Origin of the sequence: Pedobacter ghigonis (assembly GCF_903166585.1) — a bacterium.
Taxonomy (GTDB): domain Bacteria; phylum Bacteroidota; class Bacteroidia; order Sphingobacteriales; family Sphingobacteriaceae; genus Pedobacter; species Pedobacter ghigonis.
Map to the genome: position 1 here is coordinate 117,900 of NZ_CAESCM010000016.1, position 16,410 is coordinate 134,309.

Annotated in this window: 20 protein-coding genes; 10 read left to right on the forward strand and 10 right to left on the reverse strand. The window is 38.0% G+C overall.

Features of this window, described 5'->3' with window-relative positions; translation table 11 throughout:
* Window positions 1-117: 117 nt before the first annotated feature.
* On the forward strand, window positions 118-801 hold the full coding sequence (locus HWV58_RS20475) for a DUF4290 domain-containing protein (protein WP_175635872.1): 684 nt from the start codon (window positions 118-120) through the stop codon (window positions 799-801).
* A 91-nt stretch (window positions 802-892) separates the two neighbouring features.
* A complete protein-coding gene (gene murA, locus HWV58_RS20480) occupies window positions 893-2,218 on the forward strand; it encodes a UDP-N-acetylglucosamine 1-carboxyvinyltransferase (protein ID WP_124559745.1) in 1,326 nt (441 codons plus the stop codon).
* Between the two features lie 95 nt (window positions 2,219-2,313).
* On the opposite strand, the gene HWV58_RS20485 is transcribed toward murA, so the two are convergent.
* The 9 genes from HWV58_RS20485 to HWV58_RS20520 form a co-directional block, all read right to left on the reverse strand.
* Window positions 2,314-2,910 carry a hypothetical protein gene (locus HWV58_RS20485; protein ID WP_175635873.1) on the reverse strand — a complete coding sequence of 199 codons (597 nt, stop codon included), beginning with the start codon at window positions 2,908-2,910 and terminating at the stop codon, window positions 2,314-2,316.
* 101 nt (window positions 2,911-3,011) lie between these two features.
* On the reverse strand, window positions 3,012-4,373 hold the full coding sequence (locus tag HWV58_RS20490) for a pyridoxal-phosphate dependent enzyme (protein ID WP_175635874.1): 1,362 nt from the start codon (window positions 4,371-4,373) through the stop codon (window positions 3,012-3,014).
* A gap of 281 nt (window positions 4,374-4,654) precedes the next feature.
* Entirely contained in the window at window positions 4,655-5,446 is a 792-nt protein-coding gene (locus tag HWV58_RS20495) for a DNA-processing protein DprA (protein ID WP_317174806.1), read from the reverse strand.
* A gap of 28 nt (window positions 5,447-5,474) precedes the next feature.
* Window positions 5,475-5,738: a helix-hairpin-helix domain-containing protein gene (locus tag HWV58_RS24575; protein WP_317174805.1), complete on the reverse strand. Its 264-nt coding sequence runs from the start codon at window positions 5,736-5,738 to the stop codon at window positions 5,475-5,477.
* Between the two features lie 53 nt (window positions 5,739-5,791).
* On the reverse strand, window positions 5,792-6,058 hold the full coding sequence (locus HWV58_RS20500; protein ID WP_124559616.1) for a hypothetical protein: 267 nt from the start codon (window positions 6,056-6,058) through the stop codon (window positions 5,792-5,794).
* A 148-nt stretch (window positions 6,059-6,206) separates the two neighbouring features.
* Entirely contained in the window at window positions 6,207-7,706 is a 1,500-nt protein-coding gene (locus HWV58_RS20505; RefSeq protein WP_175635875.1) for a S41 family peptidase, read from the reverse strand.
* Between the two features lie 2 nt (window positions 7,707-7,708).
* Window positions 7,709-8,317 (reverse strand): HAD family hydrolase, encoded by a 609-nt coding sequence (locus tag HWV58_RS20510; protein WP_175635876.1) that lies wholly within the window; start codon window positions 8,315-8,317, stop codon window positions 7,709-7,711.
* Window position 8,318: 1 nt separating this feature from the next.
* Window positions 8,319-8,798, reverse strand: coding sequence for an ATP-grasp domain-containing protein (locus HWV58_RS20515; RefSeq protein WP_175635877.1), 480 nt, complete (start codon window positions 8,796-8,798; stop codon window positions 8,319-8,321).
* A gap of 116 nt (window positions 8,799-8,914) precedes the next feature.
* The gene (locus tag HWV58_RS20520; protein WP_175635878.1) at window positions 8,915-9,565 is read right to left on the reverse strand and encodes an ABC transporter ATP-binding protein; all 651 of its coding nucleotides are present in this window, start codon (window positions 9,563-9,565) and stop codon (window positions 8,915-8,917) included.
* 190 nt (window positions 9,566-9,755) lie between these two features.
* Here HWV58_RS20520 and HWV58_RS20525 point away from each other — a divergent pair, with 190 nt between their 5' ends.
* The 8 genes from HWV58_RS20525 (at window position 9,756) to sucC (ending at window position 16,218) form a co-directional block, all read left to right on the forward strand.
* A complete protein-coding gene (locus tag HWV58_RS20525; RefSeq protein ID WP_175635879.1) occupies window positions 9,756-10,391 on the forward strand; it encodes a hypothetical protein in 636 nt (211 codons plus the stop codon).
* A 1-nt stretch (window position 10,392) separates the two neighbouring features.
* Window positions 10,393-10,689, forward strand: a complete 297-nt coding sequence (locus HWV58_RS20530; protein WP_175635880.1) for a winged helix-turn-helix domain-containing protein — start codon at window positions 10,393-10,395, stop codon at window positions 10,687-10,689.
* A gap of 54 nt (window positions 10,690-10,743) precedes the next feature.
* Entirely contained in the window at window positions 10,744-11,049 is a 306-nt protein-coding gene (locus tag HWV58_RS20535) for a hypothetical protein (protein WP_175635881.1), read from the forward strand.
* Between the two features lie 12 nt (window positions 11,050-11,061).
* Entirely contained in the window at window positions 11,062-12,630 is a 1,569-nt protein-coding gene (locus tag HWV58_RS20540) for a DUF4153 domain-containing protein (protein WP_175635882.1), read from the forward strand.
* A 134-nt stretch (window positions 12,631-12,764) separates the two neighbouring features.
* A complete protein-coding gene (locus tag HWV58_RS20545; RefSeq protein WP_175635883.1) occupies window positions 12,765-13,526 on the forward strand; it encodes a ferritin-like domain-containing protein in 762 nt (253 codons plus the stop codon).
* A 133-nt stretch (window positions 13,527-13,659) separates the two neighbouring features.
* Window positions 13,660-13,971 (forward strand): hypothetical protein, encoded by a 312-nt coding sequence (locus HWV58_RS20550; protein ID WP_175635884.1) that lies wholly within the window; start codon window positions 13,660-13,662, stop codon window positions 13,969-13,971.
* Window positions 13,972-14,060: 89 nt separating this feature from the next.
* Entirely contained in the window at window positions 14,061-14,756 is a 696-nt protein-coding gene (locus tag HWV58_RS20555) for a hypothetical protein (protein WP_175635885.1), read from the forward strand.
* A gap of 262 nt (window positions 14,757-15,018) precedes the next feature.
* Window positions 15,019-16,218: an ADP-forming succinate--CoA ligase subunit beta gene (gene sucC, locus HWV58_RS20560; protein WP_124559604.1), complete on the forward strand. Its 1,200-nt coding sequence runs from the start codon at window positions 15,019-15,021 to the stop codon at window positions 16,216-16,218.
* Between the two features lies 1 nt (window position 16,219).
* Here sucC and HWV58_RS24325 read toward each other — a convergent pair.
* Window positions 16,220-16,410, reverse strand: a 191-nt coding sequence (locus tag HWV58_RS24325; RefSeq protein WP_217707037.1) for a hypothetical protein, incomplete at its 5' end; no start/stop codon positions are given.

A 16,410-nucleotide genomic window follows, 5' to 3' on the forward strand; every position in this document is an offset into this window, starting at 1 on the left:
TGAGTATATAAAAACGAAAGTCCGGCAATAGACATTTCGGTGAATTCATAACCTAAACTCTTCTGGTTATTTCATAATTCGTATCGCCGGAATATTTATCCATTAATTTATCTATACATGAGTTTTGATTATAATACTACACGTAGCCATTTAATTTTATCGGAATATGGCCGTAACGTACAAAATATGGTAAAGTATATCTGCGAATTGCCAACCATTGAAGAACGTAATAAATATGCCCAGGCGGTTATCGACCTGATGGGATTCTTGCAACCTCATTTGCGTGATGTTGCCGATTTTAAGCATAAACTTTGGGATCACCTGCACATTATTTCTGGTTACCAGATTGATGTAGACAGCCCCTATCCAAAGCCTTTGATCGAGAATGCCTACATTAAACCAGAGCCTCTGGCTTATCCGCAACAACGCATTACTTACAAACATTATGGTAAAACCGTTGAAAACTTAATCGAAAAAGCCATGCGCGAGGAAAATCCTGAGATTAAGAAAGCCATGGTGCAAAGCATTGCCAATTTTATGAAAATGGCTTATGTTACCTGGAACAAGGATAATGTAAGCGACGATACGATTATTAAAGACCTGAGGTACCTTTCGGGTGGTTTGCTTGAGCTTGAAGAAGGCGTAAACCTGGCCAAAGTAGAATTCAGGGCTCAAAATCCACGTCAAAACAATAATAACAACAATAACCGCGGCAGAAGCAACAACAATAACAACAACGGCAAAAACCGCCAGAACAATAACAACAACCGTCAACGAAATAACAACAAACCTAAATATTAAAAGCAGATTGTCTTGCTGATTTCAGTATCTCTAAAACAGCTATTGAGTTTATTCGGCATGACACATGAATTTAGTTAAAGAAGAAACATATATGAACGCATTTGAAATAACAGGCGGAATTAAATTAAAAGGCGAAATTACCCCCCAGGGAGCCAAGAACGAGGCTTTACAGATTTTATCGGCAGTGCTGCTTACCGAAAAAAAGGTAACCATTAGCAATATACCCGACATTAAAGATGTAAATAAACTGATTGAACTACTGGGCGATTTAGGTGTAACGGTAGAGCGTATTGATAAGGATACCTATACTTTTGAAGCAAAAAACATCGATTTAAACTTTTTCGAATCGGAAACTTTTAAAGCTAAAGGTGGTGGTTTACGTGGATCGATCATGATTGTTGGGCCGCTATTGGCACGTTTTGGTAAAGCAGCAATCCCTAAACCAGGAGGCGATAAAATTGGTCGCAGAAGGTTAGATACCCACTTTATCGGTTTCGAAAAGTTAGGTGCTAAATTTGTTTACGACAGCAAAAAATCTTTCTTTAATGTTGATGCTACCAATTTACAGGGGGCATACATTCTGTTAGATGAAGCATCGGTAACCGGAACAGCAAACATTGTAATGGCTGCTGTTTTAGCTAAAGGTACTACCACCATTTATAACGCAGCCTGCGAACCGTATTTGCAGCAGCTTTGTAAAATGCTTAATCGCATGGGCGCAAAAATTTCGGGTATTGGCTCTAACCTGCTTACCATTGAGGGTGTTGAAGTACTAGGTGGAACCGAACACAGAATGTTGCCTGATATGATCGAGATCGGCTCATTTATCGGTATGGCTGCAATGACGGAGTCAGAAATCACCATTAAAAATGTGTGTTACGATGAGCTTGGTGTAATTCCTGAAGTTTTCAAAAAACTGGGTATTAAATTAGAGCGTCGTGGAGATGATATTTACGTTCCTTCGCAAAAGCACTACGAAATTGACACCTTTATCGATGGATCTATTTTAACCATTGCCGATTCACCCTGGCCAGGTTTTACCCCTGATTTATTGAGTATCGTTTTGGTTGTAGCAACACAAGCTAAAGGAAATGTGCTCATTCACCAGAAAATGTTCGAGAGCCGTTTATTCTTCGTTGATAAACTGATTGATATGGGTGCACAGATTATCCTTTGCGATCCGCACCGCGCTACAGTTAACGGTATTGATAAGAAATACAAACTTCGTGGTATCAGCATGACTTCTCCTGATATCAGAGCAGGAGTTTCCTTATTAATTGCTGCTTTATCTGCAGAAGGAAAATCGACCATTTATAACATCGAGCAGATTGAGCGTGGTTATCAGGATATCGATACCCGTTTACGTGCCTTAGGTGCGCAGATTAAGCGTGTAAACGCAGATGCGCCAAGCCATTAAAGGTAAAAGGTTTAAAGGCTGAGGGTTGAAGGTAAAACCCAAAGCCGATAATAGTGTCACAAAAAACGCCCGTGTAAAATTTACACGGGCGTTTTTTAGTTTTGTATACTGAAATACACCAAAGGTATAACCAATATAATCGCAACAATTAAAGGAATCCAGATTGGCTTGGCTCTGTATTTAGTATCCTTTCCAATACTTTTATTCCAAAACAACTGATACATAATAATAACTCCCAGGGCATTAACGATTAAAGTAATTCCGCTTGTACGGTTAGGAATAAATTCGCTTAAGTAAATAAAGCCCAGTGTAAATATCAATCCAAATAAAATTGGCCAGCCCCATCGTTTTCCTGCATTTTTCAGGTTAATAGCCATCATTACAGCACCGAAAAGCACTGAAAAAAGGATTGAGAAAACATAAATCGCTGTTTGTGAATAATACTCCGGAGCATCAACATCTTTAACTACATTTTTCTTCCAGCCTTTTAAGCTATCATAACTGGTACTTTCTTTTAACCTGATTTTCTCTTCAATCAGTTCATCAATGCCTTCTGGTAATTCGACATTTCTACTTTTTAATTCAGCCAGTGCAGCCCTAACCCCTTCTGAGGTATGTTTATCTACGTGATCTAAATAATATTTTAATTGATTGTCAGTCTTAGCTGATAGGATTTCTTTGAGCGTTGCCATATTTATAAAAAGAATGGCCACAAGTTAACAACTTATGGCCATCTAAAAATTTTAATGTATTTATCAATCAACTTCCATCATCCATCTCACATCTTCCATAATTACCCCGATATCGCATTAATAATATCGTACTGCGTAATAATTTCAATCTTTCCGGTTTCATCCTCAACCAATACGGCAGAATTTTCTTTGTTAATTAACGAAGAAATTTTATCGATCGAAGTATTCAGATCAACAAAAGGAAAAGTAGCTGTCATAATTTCAGCAATCGGAGCAGATTTTAATCCCGGATTTTCGAGCAGTGCAGATAAAATATCACTTTCGGCAATTTTACCCACAATCATTCCCTGCTGGGTGACCGGAATTTGTGAAATATTCATCGATTTAATGGTATTAATTGCCTCTAAAACCGATTTTTGAGCATCTAAGGTTACAATTTCCGTGCTTTCTTTCTTGGCAAGAATCGATTTAGCGGTAAGTTTTTCATCCTGTAAAAACCCGCGTTCGCGTAACCAGTCTTCGTTATACATTTTACCCATGTAACGGCTACCATGATCGTGGAAAATTACCACCACCACATCTTCGGGCTTTAATTTATCTTTTAACTGGATTAAGCCACCAATGGCAGCACCGGCAGAGTTACCCACAAAAATCCCCTCTTTACGGGCAATATCGCGGGTCATTAATGCCGCATCTTTATCGGTAACCTTTTCAAACAGATCGATTACATCAAAATTAACATTTGCCGGAAGAAAATCTTCGCCAATACCCTCAGTGATATAAGGATAGATTTCATCTTTATCAAAAATGCCGGTTTCTTTATATTTTTTGAAAACCGAACCATAAGTATCGATTCCCCAAACCTGAATATCAGGGTTTTTCTCCTTTAAATATTTTCCTGTTCCGGAAATGGTACCACCAGTACCAACACCAACCACCAGGTGGGTAATTTTACCCTCAGTCTGCTCCCATATTTCAGGACCAGTTTGCTCATAATGTGCCTGCGAATTAGCCAAATTATCGTACTGGTTGGGTTTCCATGAATTGGGCACCTCGCGCTCCAGACGTGAAGAAACAGAATAGTAAGAACGCGGGTCTTCTGGCTCTACGTTGGTGGGGCACACAATTACATCGGCACCAAAAGCACGTAAAGCATCAACTTTTTCTTTCGATTGTTTATCAGTTGTGGTAAAAATACATTTGTAACCTTTAATAATGGCTGCCATGGCAAGTCCCATCCCTGTATTTCCTGAAGTTCCTTCGATAATGGTACCCCCTGGTTTTAGCTTACCACTTTTTTCGGCTTCCTCAATCATTTTAACCGCCATACGGTCTTTAATGGAGTTACCTGGATTGGTAGTTTCTATTTTGGCCAGAATTGTACCCGGAACATTCTTAGTAATTGTATTTAATTTCACTAATGGCGTATTGCCAATTGTTTCTAAAATATTATTGTACCACATGCTACAAAATTAAGCAAAGGCATTAAGTATTTTACAAACTAATATATATTTGAAACATAATTTTAAAATATCAATTTTTAAAAAATTTAATTCCATAATCTATAATTATGATAGGCATTATAGATTGATTATTGGGCAAAACACAATATTGCCTGTTTAAAGCAGACCTGCTTACCTGCATTATTTGAGATTTTTGGTAATGATCAGCGCTAATAAATCTGATTATATGGAGGGATAACAGCGTGCCAAACCATAGAACAGGAACCTCTTTTTCGGAAAATTTAAAGCAGTTTATAAATTTTGCCTGGCAAAGAAACAATAATGCCCTGCATTTCGAGTGTAAGAATCACAATGGCCAGTTTGCTTTGCTGAATATTAGTGGCCAGGGCAAGCTCATCGATAGAGAGCTGTCCGTTTTGTAAAGTATCTACCACTTTTTGCTCGTTAACTGTAAGGCTTAACTGCAAAGTGGCCTGCACTTGTTTCTTTTCAGGCATTTCATTATCCCAACCTAGGTAATAAATGAGGTCATTTGGGTGGTTAATTAAACCTGCCCGGTTTGTTTTAATCAGGAAATTACATCCTTCTGAATACACATCATTGGTACGTCCCGGGAAAGCATAAACATCTTTATTGTAAGAATTGGCAATCTCGGCAGTGATTAATGCACCTCCTTTAATTGATGCTTCTATTACCACCGTAACATCGGCAATAATGCGGTTACGTTGTGGAAAGTTTTGTCTGTCGGGATTAGTTAAAATAGGGAATTCAGAAAGCAGCCCTCCATTCAGTACCATCTTTTGCGAAACAGCCTTATGTACCTGCGGGTAAAGACGATCTAAACCGTGCCCCAACACACCAATTGTTGTGGTTTGATTGGCTATACATTCTTTGTGTACAGCCACATCAATACCATAGGCCAGCCCACTCACCACTAAAACATTATACGGTGCCAACACCTCGCATAACTGCTTACAGAGGTTGCGACCGTAATCTGTTGCATTTCGGGTGCCTACAATGCTGATAATCCTTTGCTGATTTAAATTGGCATTGCCTTTAAAATACAGTAATATCGGCGCATCGAAACAATTCTTTAAGCGTTTAGGGTAATTCGGTTCCGAAAAAAAAAAGTACTTCTATGCCGTGCTTTTGTACGAAGGCAAGCTCCTGTTCGGCGCGTGATAAAGCATCGGTGGCTAAAATAGCGTCGACCGTTTTCGCACCAATACCCGGAATCTGCAGCAGTTGCTTTTTAGATGCCGAAAATACCGCTTCGGCGCTACCACAATAGGCGAGCAGATTTTTAGCCGTTACCGGCCCGATAGATTTAATAAAAGTTAAGGCAATCTGATGAAGTGTACTCATTATGTTTATAAGGTTAAATAAATGCGGGATGATTTATTTTCCTTACAACAGCCTTAAAAATCAATATCGATTAAACTTTTTAACGGAATATGAATATTGTTTTTAAGCTGAATATAATTATCGGTAACCGACCAAACTGTAGTATCTACCCTCTTCGGACCAATAGTGGTATTAAATGTTATTACGGCTTTCGATTTAAATTCGTTTCCTAGCCGTTGTGCTTCACCAAGCTTAGTTTTTAATTCACTGGTGTGATCTTCTTTTGCGTTGATGATATTTAAATAGCCGATATGTTCCTTTTCTACAATTTCTACTGACATGGTATCTCTTTAACGATTAATGTTAAACAAGCTTATCGATTTTTTCAAAAAAAAACAACCAAATTTTACACCTTTTGTGTAATAATTTAAATTAAAAAAAAGCTGAAACCGGATTGTACCAGTTCAGCCTTTCAAAAAATATAGTTAATTACTTAAACCTCAGCTTCCTGGTTTCTACCATCCCTTTAAACCCGTGGTCGAGCTTTTCGTTGGCAGCATCAATCTGTTGTCTTACCGCGCCAGAGGTACTGCTAAGTGTGTTATCTTTAGCTAAAGCAGAAAAATTATTGTTTGCCGAATAGTATAAAGCTTGTGCCAGCATCTTTTCTGAAGGATCTCCAAAATCTTTGGTTATATCATCTGCAACGTCTTTATCAACCGTCATGCCTGCAAAATATTCGCCCTGATCCAGCTGGTTCTTGGTTTGAAATTGCGGGATATACAAATCACTTTTATCAATCCGGATTGAGAAGAAACCTACCGGCTTTCCGTATGTAGTTTTACCGATTAATTTCACATCCAACACGGGTTTTAAATTGTTAATCAATAACTCGCTGGCCGAAGCGGTGCTTCTGGTAACCAAAAAATAAACCCTGGTTAAACCGTTTAAGGCACCACGTTTGGCAAAAGTCTCCTGATTACCGGCTGCCATTGTTGGTTTATAAGAATAATCGAAATAAGAATAAAGCCTGGTTACGCCATCATTACCTTTGGCGTAAAATTTCTGGTTCTGCAAAATCGTTGCTGCCCCATCCTGCATGGTTTTGGTCCAGTATGTAGTGTACATAATTTTACCATTTTGGGCAGGAGGTGCAATTAGGTTGGTAAACAATTCGGATGTAGCTACAGAACCACCGCCATTGTACCTTAAATCTACCACCAGCTCAGTAACCCCATCGGTTGTAAATTTCGTAAAAGCAGCATCCAGGGCTGTCGATGCATTGGTGGTAAAGCTATTAAATACAATATAACCAATCTTTTTTGCCCCAACAGTATAAGTATTACTAAACAAAACAGGATTAATATTGTAGCTACCGCGGTTAATCACAACATCCTGCGATGTTCCGCCTGGTTTTAAAAAAGTCAATGAAATTGACGGGTTATCGCCAAATATTGAAGCGTTTAAATTGGCAATATCGGTACTGCTCGATCGTGAAGTTCCACCGCCGTTCACTTTCGTAAGCTGATAACCCCGCTTTAACCCTTGCTGATCTGCAGGAGAGCCTGGATAAACATAAGTTACCCTTAACAAATCGGAAGCATCAAAATTAGCAGAGAAACCATAATCTTCGCCTGCTCCACTTAACTGACTGGCTACAGATCCATCATCAATAAAAGAATATTTATCTTTCCCACCAGTACTCGGCAAAGCTTTAAACGCAGCTATTATGGCATTATTTGAGCTATATTGCCTCGGATTAAAAGTGTCGTAATTAGGCATACCCACATTCCAGAAATAGGTTTGCTTGGCATATAAAAAAATCGAATCTTTAGTCAGTAGCGATCTATCACTAGTTGGTGTTTGCAACAAGTTAGATTCTACAGTAGCATCGGGTTCGGTGCTGCTTTTTTTACAAGAAACAGTGCAGCCTACCGCCACAATTAAAGCGCCCAAAAATACATTTTGCGAGAAAACTTTTCTAAACATATTTATTTGTAAATTTCTAGTGACACAATATACGGCAAATTAACTAATTTAGATTGTTCTTCATCAAAATTATTTGCACCAACAACTAACGCTTCATTTGGCGATAAATTATTGTCGTTTAGTATCTTCTGGAAAATTTCTGCTTTTGGCTGGTTCAATTCATCGCTGAAATAAACAGTTAGGTATTGTTCTAAACCATTCCACTCCGTTTGCTTTATTTTATTGAGCTGCTGTTCTGCATTGCCTGCTGTAACAATACATATCTTTTTACGATCTACAACCAGCTCCTGCATTAACGAAAGGATGTTTTTATAGAGCAATAGTTTTAAAGGCAGGCGTGCATTCTGGTGCAAGAGATCAAAATTGTATTTGTACTTGACATCGATACCAAATTGTTTCGCTGTTTCTTCGAAAAGTTGTGTGGCACCGTTTTTTTCGTATTCGGCACGCATAAATTCAATAATAGGTCCTGCTCCCTTTTGCTCACTGTATTCGATAAACTGGGCAAATAAATAATATACCTGCAGCAGATAATCCTTTTCAGGAAAAAGTACATCGTCGAGTTCGAAAATAACCAGCTGCTTATCTTTTATATGTTGATTAACATCCATATTATATTGTAAAAAGTTTTAATTCATCGTCTGCTATCTGATAACCAAATACGCCATTTAATTTTTCTTCAGTCCTGACAAAAATTTCCTTGCCACTTGCAAAAACACATTCGCCTCCAACAAAAACAGCGAAGTTCTGAAATGTAGTTTTTTCGGGGGCCAAATATGTTACTATAGAATCCGCATCTGGCAATAAAACCTGAATGCCATATTCGCCAAAAAGCACAGCCGATTTAGCCAACGGTTCTACCTCGTAACGGTGCAGCGGAATAATGCAATCAATCCCCTCAGTAATGCAAAAATTTAATAAAATGTGTGCAATGCTGTCTTGGTTAAGTACGCCTAAAGAGGTGAAAGCATATTTTTCGGTAGCAATGGCTGCCACTTCACCATAATCGGCAAGTAAAACGAAATGATTGGGAAATGCCTTCATCAGCTTTAAGGCTTTTGCGTTGTTCCCGCCTGTAATGAGTATTTTCAATGTTGAATAATAAATTGGTTAATGAATGAATTTTGAATGAGAGAAAGTTAAAGAATGATTGAATGAAAGAATGTTTTTTGTATTTCTATTAAGGTTGTGCAATTCTTTAGTACTGGCTATACAATTAACCCATCTTTCATCATCACCACCCTGTCGCTCGTTTTTGCCAGATGTTCGTTATGCGTAACAATTACAAAAGTCTGTTGAAAGTTATCGCGCAAACTAACAAATAACTGGTGTAGGGCTGCTGCATTTTCAGAATCGAGGTTCCCTGAAGGTTCATCGGCCAATATAATAGCTGGATTATTAATTAATGCCCGGGCAATGGCTGCACGCTGCTGCTCGCCGCCGGATAACTGGTTGGGTTTGTGGTGCGCACGGTCTTTCAGTCCGAAAAGTTCAAGCAGTTCCAGCGCTCTATTTTCGGCCTGTTTTTTATTTGTTTTAGCGATAAAAGCCGGTATACACACGTTTTCGAGCGCACTAAACTCGGGTAGCAAATGGTGAAACTGAAATACAAACCCAATGTTTTTATTACGGAAAGTGCTTAACAAATCGCCACTTAAACCACTGATAACCGATCCTTTTAATTCAACAGCACCCGAATCAGGTTTATCCAAAGTTCCTAAAATGTGTAGTAACGTACTTTTTCCAGCGCCAGATGGCCCTATTATACTCACAATCTCTCCTTTTTGCACTTCAAAATTAACACCCTTCAGGATCTGCAGATTTCCGTACGACTTTTTTATTCCAGTGGCTTTTAGCATGTGTCAAATTTAGTAAAAAAGCTTAAAGGCTAAAGCTGAAAGACTAAAGACCAAAGCGAAAAGATTCACTCGGGCTAACTTATCTCATCTTGATACTACCGACTTAATACTTGATACTATCCATCCAAAAAAAATAAAATTTGCAATTATCATTTTCTTATTTAACTTTGAAAAACAAAGCACTTTTAAAATGAGCAACTCAGAAGAACAGCTAAATGCATTAAAAGATATCAGGCAAATGATGGATAGATCGTCGAGGTTTATTTCATTGAGTGGTTTATCTGGCGTTTTTGCCGGCGTTATTGCATTAATTGGTGCTTATTTGGCGCATGATGAGATTGATAAATTTGTGAATAAACGGGGTTATGGCTATGGTGTAAGCGGAGAAATGGACCTCGAATTTAATCTTATTAAGCTTGGTGTGTTTGTTTTGGTGATTGCTTTGGCCGGCGGCATTTTATTTACTTACCGTAAAAGCCAGAAAAATAATCTGCCAATCTGGGATAAAACTTCGAAATCTTTATTGATTAATTTGTTTACCCCACTAGCAGCCGGTGGTTTGTTTATAATAGCCCTGCTCCTTAACCACCCCAATACCTATAGCATTATTGCACCAACCTGTTTAATTTTTTATGGGTTATCACTCATCAATGCCAGCAAGTATACCTACAGCGATATCCGTTACCTGGGTTACTGCGAAGTTATTTTGGGCTTAGTATGCATGTTTTATGTTGGCTATGGACTGTTTTTCTGGGCATTTGGTTTTGGTGTTTTACACATTATTTACGGATTGGTAATGTATTTTAAATACGAAAGAGGCCAATAAGATGAAGAATCCGATAGCAGATTTAAACAAGATTTTTGATAGCAGGATCAGGCTGGGCGTAATGTCTGTACTGGTCGTGAATGATGAAATTGGCTTTAACGATTTAAAACAAATGCTTGAACTTACCGACGGTAACCTGGCTTCGCACCTCAATACTTTGGAGCAGGCCGAATTTATTAAAGTACACAAAGGTTTTATTGGTCGCAAAACCAGTACCACCTATTCTATTACCGAATTGGGCAAGCAGGCTTTTAAAGCGCATTTAGATGCACTCGAAAAAATGATTAAGAAGCTGTAAGCAATTTTTTTTAACTAATTACTTTGAAATTCAAAGCACTTTTAAAAACATAAAATGGAAGAAATTTTAGAACCACAGATGAATTATATAGGCAAAAAACTGGCTTATTATTCTGCACTTATCGGCACATTAATATTCATAACCTACTTAATATCACAAACTATTTTTCTAGTGATAGTTGGGGCCGTTTTTACGCTTGGCGCAGTTATTATAAATCTCCTGGTGCTGGCAATAATTCTAGTTGAGCTCATTTGCAACCCAACCACCTGGAGGCACACAGTCGCTACCATTATCTGCATGCTTTTAAATATTCCCCTAGTAATTCTCTACATGTACATACTAAGTTATTTCCACTTATAAACCTTAAACAAAATGAAAACGAAATCCAACTTTTTACTGCTTTCTACCCTGCTCGGCGGATTGCTTTTTAGCTACATCTTCTGGGAAGAGTGGCTGGCTTTGAACCAACTGATTTATAGTGTTTTTATTATAGCAGTTACCCTCTTTAACAGCGAGGTAGCCAAAAGCAACAAATTCAAAGTTTATGCACTTGCACACTTGCTGGCAGCAGTACTTGTAGTGGTAAACAATTCGGTATTAACCAGCGTAAGTTATTGTATCAGCCTCTTGTTCTTTGTAGGCTTTGCCCATTACCAGGCTGTACGCACCATTTACATTGCAGCAATGGCTACCGCGCTTCAGATCATTACTGTACCGGCAACTTTAATTAAAAGGCTCTCAGAACTTAAAATTGGTAAATTCGATCTGAAACCTGTATTTAAGCCCATTAAATACATCATACTTCCGCTATTTATCATTTTCGTATTCACTGCGATATACAGTGGTGCCAACCAAATTTTCGGGCATTATTTAGAAACCACTTTCACCGGTATTTTTAACTTTTTCGATAATATTTTCGGTTTTATCTTCCAGGATTTGAGCCTTCCACGCTTTATGCATTTCTGTTTTGGCGTATTTTTAACTGCCGGCTTAATCATCACTTTTTACAACAAAAGCATCGAAAAGCTTGAAGCCAGCTGTAACGAAAAATTATTAAGGATAAGGCGGGGTAAAAAGCCAAGAAGCATCTGGTACGAAGTTGCCCATACTTTTACCAGCCAGATTATCACTAAAAAAATGGCCCTGAAAACCGAATATATCATCGGCCTCATATCCTTTATTTCGTTAAACCTGCTGCTCTTATGTGTTAACCTGATCGATATTTCGACACTCTGGTTCGGTTATAAACCGGAAGGTAATTTCTCTGCCGACCTTCATGACGGCACCAATGCCTTAATTTTCAGTATCGTGCTCGCCATGGCAGTAATTTTATATTTCTTCCGTGGTAACCTGAATTTTTACCACAAAAGCAAAACCCTAAAAAGTTTGGCTATTGCCTGGATGGTGCAGAATTTTATTCTCATTATTTCCGTGTTCATCCGCGACGGCTATTATATCGAATTTTATGGCCTCACCCACAAAAGAATCGGCGTTTTGGTTTTCGCTATCCTTTGTATCATTGGACTGGCTACCGTTTACTTCAAAGTTGCGAAAGAGCGGACCCTATTTTATCTGTTTAAAGTAAACGGAAATATCTGGTTTGTACTCCTGCTTGCTTTCAGTCTGGTAAACTGGGATGTTTTTATCGCCAAATACAACCTTTCCCACAGCGATAAGGTTGCAGTAGATGCCGATTACCTGCTCTCGTTATCTGATAAAACTTTGCCTTTATTAGATCAAAATCGTTCAAAATTGCATTACACTCCCGCAAAAGATCTTTACGGAAAAGAAATTGCTAAAGCCAAAAACACACAGTTTTACAGCGAACTGCTGGATGAGCGCATTGGTTATTTTAAAGAGCGCTATCAAACGGTAAGCTGGCTATCATTGAATTTGCAGGATTGGAATACAGCGAAATATTTTGAGGTTAATCAAGATTAATATGAACAAGTGGCATAAAATGACAGCAATGACATCAGCACTTTTTGCTTTATCATGGTCTGCACTAAACGTGACCATCCATAAAATTATTGACTCAACAATTAGTAAAACACCTATAAATTAATCGTCTAAATATGAAAACGCATAGCTCAGCTTACTGGATAAATTATTTTGAAAAAAATGTTCAAATAAATAGAATCGACTGGACATTAAATCCGGTGGTTACAAATGAGGAAAAACGTAATATCATTAAATCACTAAAAGCCTGGCAACTAGCGGAGACCGGTGATGGCAAACACCTCATGCAGGTTTCAAAAAAATATGCCGCAAAGATTAATGATTCGGAATACCCGAAAGCTGCTCAACTTTTTATTAAAGAAGAGCAAAAACATGGGGCCAATTTGGGTAGATATCTCGATTTAATCCATGTAAAACGTCTGGAAAAAAACTGGGATGATTCGCTTTTCCGGCAGGTGAGATATTTTAACAGCAGCATGGAACTTTGGACGATCACCGTACTTATCGTAGAAAGTGCTGCTCAAATTTTCTATCAGGCGTTAAAAGATGCTACCAACTGTCCACTTCTTAAACAGATTTGTACTGATATCTTAATAGATGAGGCAGCTCATATTCAATTTCAAAAAGAACGCCTCTACATCATCTGTAGTCAAAAAAATGCTTTTTTAAGGTGGATAGCCTGTACGGCTTATGCCTGTTTTTTTATGGCAACAAGTTTAGTAATCTGGTTAGCGCACCGAAAGCTTTTTAAAGCAGGTCATCTTAATTTTTCTAAATATTATATTAAAATGAAAAACAAGCTGCGGAAGGTAGCAAGCAAAAAAGCGCTTTGCAAAGCCGAGAGCAAAACTGAATTACAAACAACTCTATCATATTAAAAATCCTGTAAAATTAACCTCTCGCCTTTGCTAACTTTTGTTGGATTTAGTTTATCCCGATGCACTTTGCATCGGGAAGCAAAGGTTTTACTACAATCAAACAATTAAAAAACACTATATTAAATTTAAAATCATGAAAAATCTACAGTCAACATTAAGTTCGCCAGCAACCAGGATTGCTATTATCCTTGGTGTTGTGGCATTAATTTTAAGCATTCCGCTTATAGCCATGCAATTTACCAATGAAGTAAAATGGGATTTAACCGATTTCATGGTAGCCGGTACCCTCTTGTTAAGCACTGGTCTGGCCATAGAACTTGTTATCAGAAACTTAAAAACAGGCACATTAAGAACAGTAATTTTACTCATCATCCTACTTGCCTTATTCCTCATATGGGCCGAATTGGCAGTGGGTATCTTCGGCACACCCTTTGCCGGCAGCTGATCTGTTTATTACCTCCCGCCTCAATTAAAGCCGGGAGGTAAAGCTTAAATTTGCTACCTTAACCTATTTAAATCTCAAAATTAACGACTATGAAAAAACTCTTTTCCCTTGTTTTGTTAAGCAATGTACTGCTCACAACAGCCTGTACTGAAGAAAACAAAACCGTTTCTGTTAATGGAACCACCGCCTCAAAAACCAAGATTTACCCAAAAATTAAATACGATTCTCCGATAATTGTTAATAAAACCGATATGCTGATCTACCCCTTAAGGTTAAACGGCGATGATGAAGAAAGTTATAAAAGGCAAGCCAGTACCAATCATTGGAATCTCGTATTTCACAACACCACTTCCGGTCAAAACGAATTGCTCACCAAAGAAAAAATCATCATCAATTCTTTCTCTATTGGCCAGGCAGAAAAAGCTTCAAACCATCCACTAACCCTATCCGATCAGTTTATTTATTACAACATTACAGATTCGGATTACGATGGCGACAAAAAATTAACGCCCAAAGACCCCGGCAAACTTTACATATCTAATCTGGAAGGAAAATCCTTTACCAGAATATCGCCAAACAATTACGAATTAAGCAGTTGGACAATAGATGAAAAACATGATCTGATTTTAATGAACTTAACCAGGGATTCGAATGGCGATAAGGAATTTAACGGAGAGGATGAAGTTGAATATTTTGTTTACAACTTAAAAACAAAAACGCTTAAAGAGGTTTTTGATCAGAAATTTAAAGATGAAGTTAAAAACTTAGCTAAAAAGGTACTTTAGCGCAGCCACAGAGCCTGCTTTGGGTTTAAAACCAGAAGTCGCAAATAAGGTTTAAACAAAAAAAGCCCAATCCTGCCGGCCTCTTTTTACCGATTAACATAAAACGTTCATTTTCTGAAAAAATCGGTAAATTCTATTTGTTTAAAGGGTTTGAAATTGTAGCTTTGGGCAAATTTTGTAGCAAATGAACCCGATGCTGTTAAAATATTTTTTTTAATAGTAAAAGGCTCCATCTGACAGATAAAGACAAAAATATAAACAGATGAATATTCACGAATACCAGGGTAAACAAATATTAAAAAGTTTCGGTGTTAACGTTCAAGAAGGAATAGTTGCCGACACTCCTGAGCAAGCTGTTGAGGCTGCTAAGCAACTGAAAACTGATTATAATTCTGATTGGGTTGTAATTAAAGCGCAAATCCACGCTGGTGGTCGCGGTAAAGGTGGTGGCGTTAAATTGGCCAAAAACCTTGAAGAAGTAAAACAACGTGCTACCGACATTATCGGCATGCAACTAGTAACTCCTCAAACCGGACCAGAAGGTAAATTAGTGAACAAAGTTTTGGTTGCTCAGGATGTTTATTATCCAGGTGCTTCTGAAACGAAAGAATTCTACATTTCAGTATTGTTAGACCGTGCAAAAGGTCGCAATATCATCATGTACAGTACCGAAGGTGGTATGGATATCGAAGAAGTTGCTGAGCACACGCCGCACTTAATCTTCAAAGAAGAAATCGACCCTAAAGTTGGTTTACAAGGTTTCCAGGCACGTAAAATTGCCTTTAACTTAGGTGTTAGCGGTAACGCTTTCAAAGAAATGGTAAAATTTGTTTCTGCTTTATACAAAGCTTACGAAGCTACCGATTCTTCGATGTTCGAAATCAATCCGGTATTAAAAACTTCTGATGATAAAGTAATTGCAGTTGATGCTAAAGTAAATCTGGATGAGAACGGTTTATTCCGTCACCCTGATTACGCAGCAATGCGCGATGTTACTGAAGAAGATCCAATGGAAGTTGAAGCAAGTGCTTCTAACCTGAACTTCGTTAACCTTGATGGTAACGTAGGTTGTATGGTTAATGGTGCTGGTTTAGCTATGGCTACCATGGATATCATTAAATTAGCTGGTGGTGAGCCTGCTAACTTCCTTGATGTAGGTGGAACTGCAAATGCACAAACTGTTAAGGCGGCTTTCAACATCATTTTGAAAGATCCTAACGTTAAAGCTATCCTAATCAACATTTTTGGTGGTATTGTACGTTGCGACCGTGTTGCTCAAGGTGTTATCGATGCTTATAAAGAAATCGGAAATATCCCTGTGCCAATCATCTGCCGTTTACAAGGAACAAATGCTGAAGAGGCTAAAAAGTTAATCGACGAGTCTGGCCTTCAGGTTTACTCGGCAATTGCTTTAAAAGAAGCTGCTGATTTAGTAACTAAAGTTTTGGCTGAACAAGCATAATTCAAGCTGAAAGTTGAAAGACTAAAGCTAAAAACACATAAAAAAACCTTTCAGTGAAAATGAGGGCACTGAAAAAGTCCCTTAATTCAAAAGGATAAAGGAGTAGAAAACTAGTTTTTCTGCTCCTTTTTTTGTATTTTAAAGGTGTATTATTACTGCTTTTAGATGCTGCTTCAACAACAAAAAATCCAG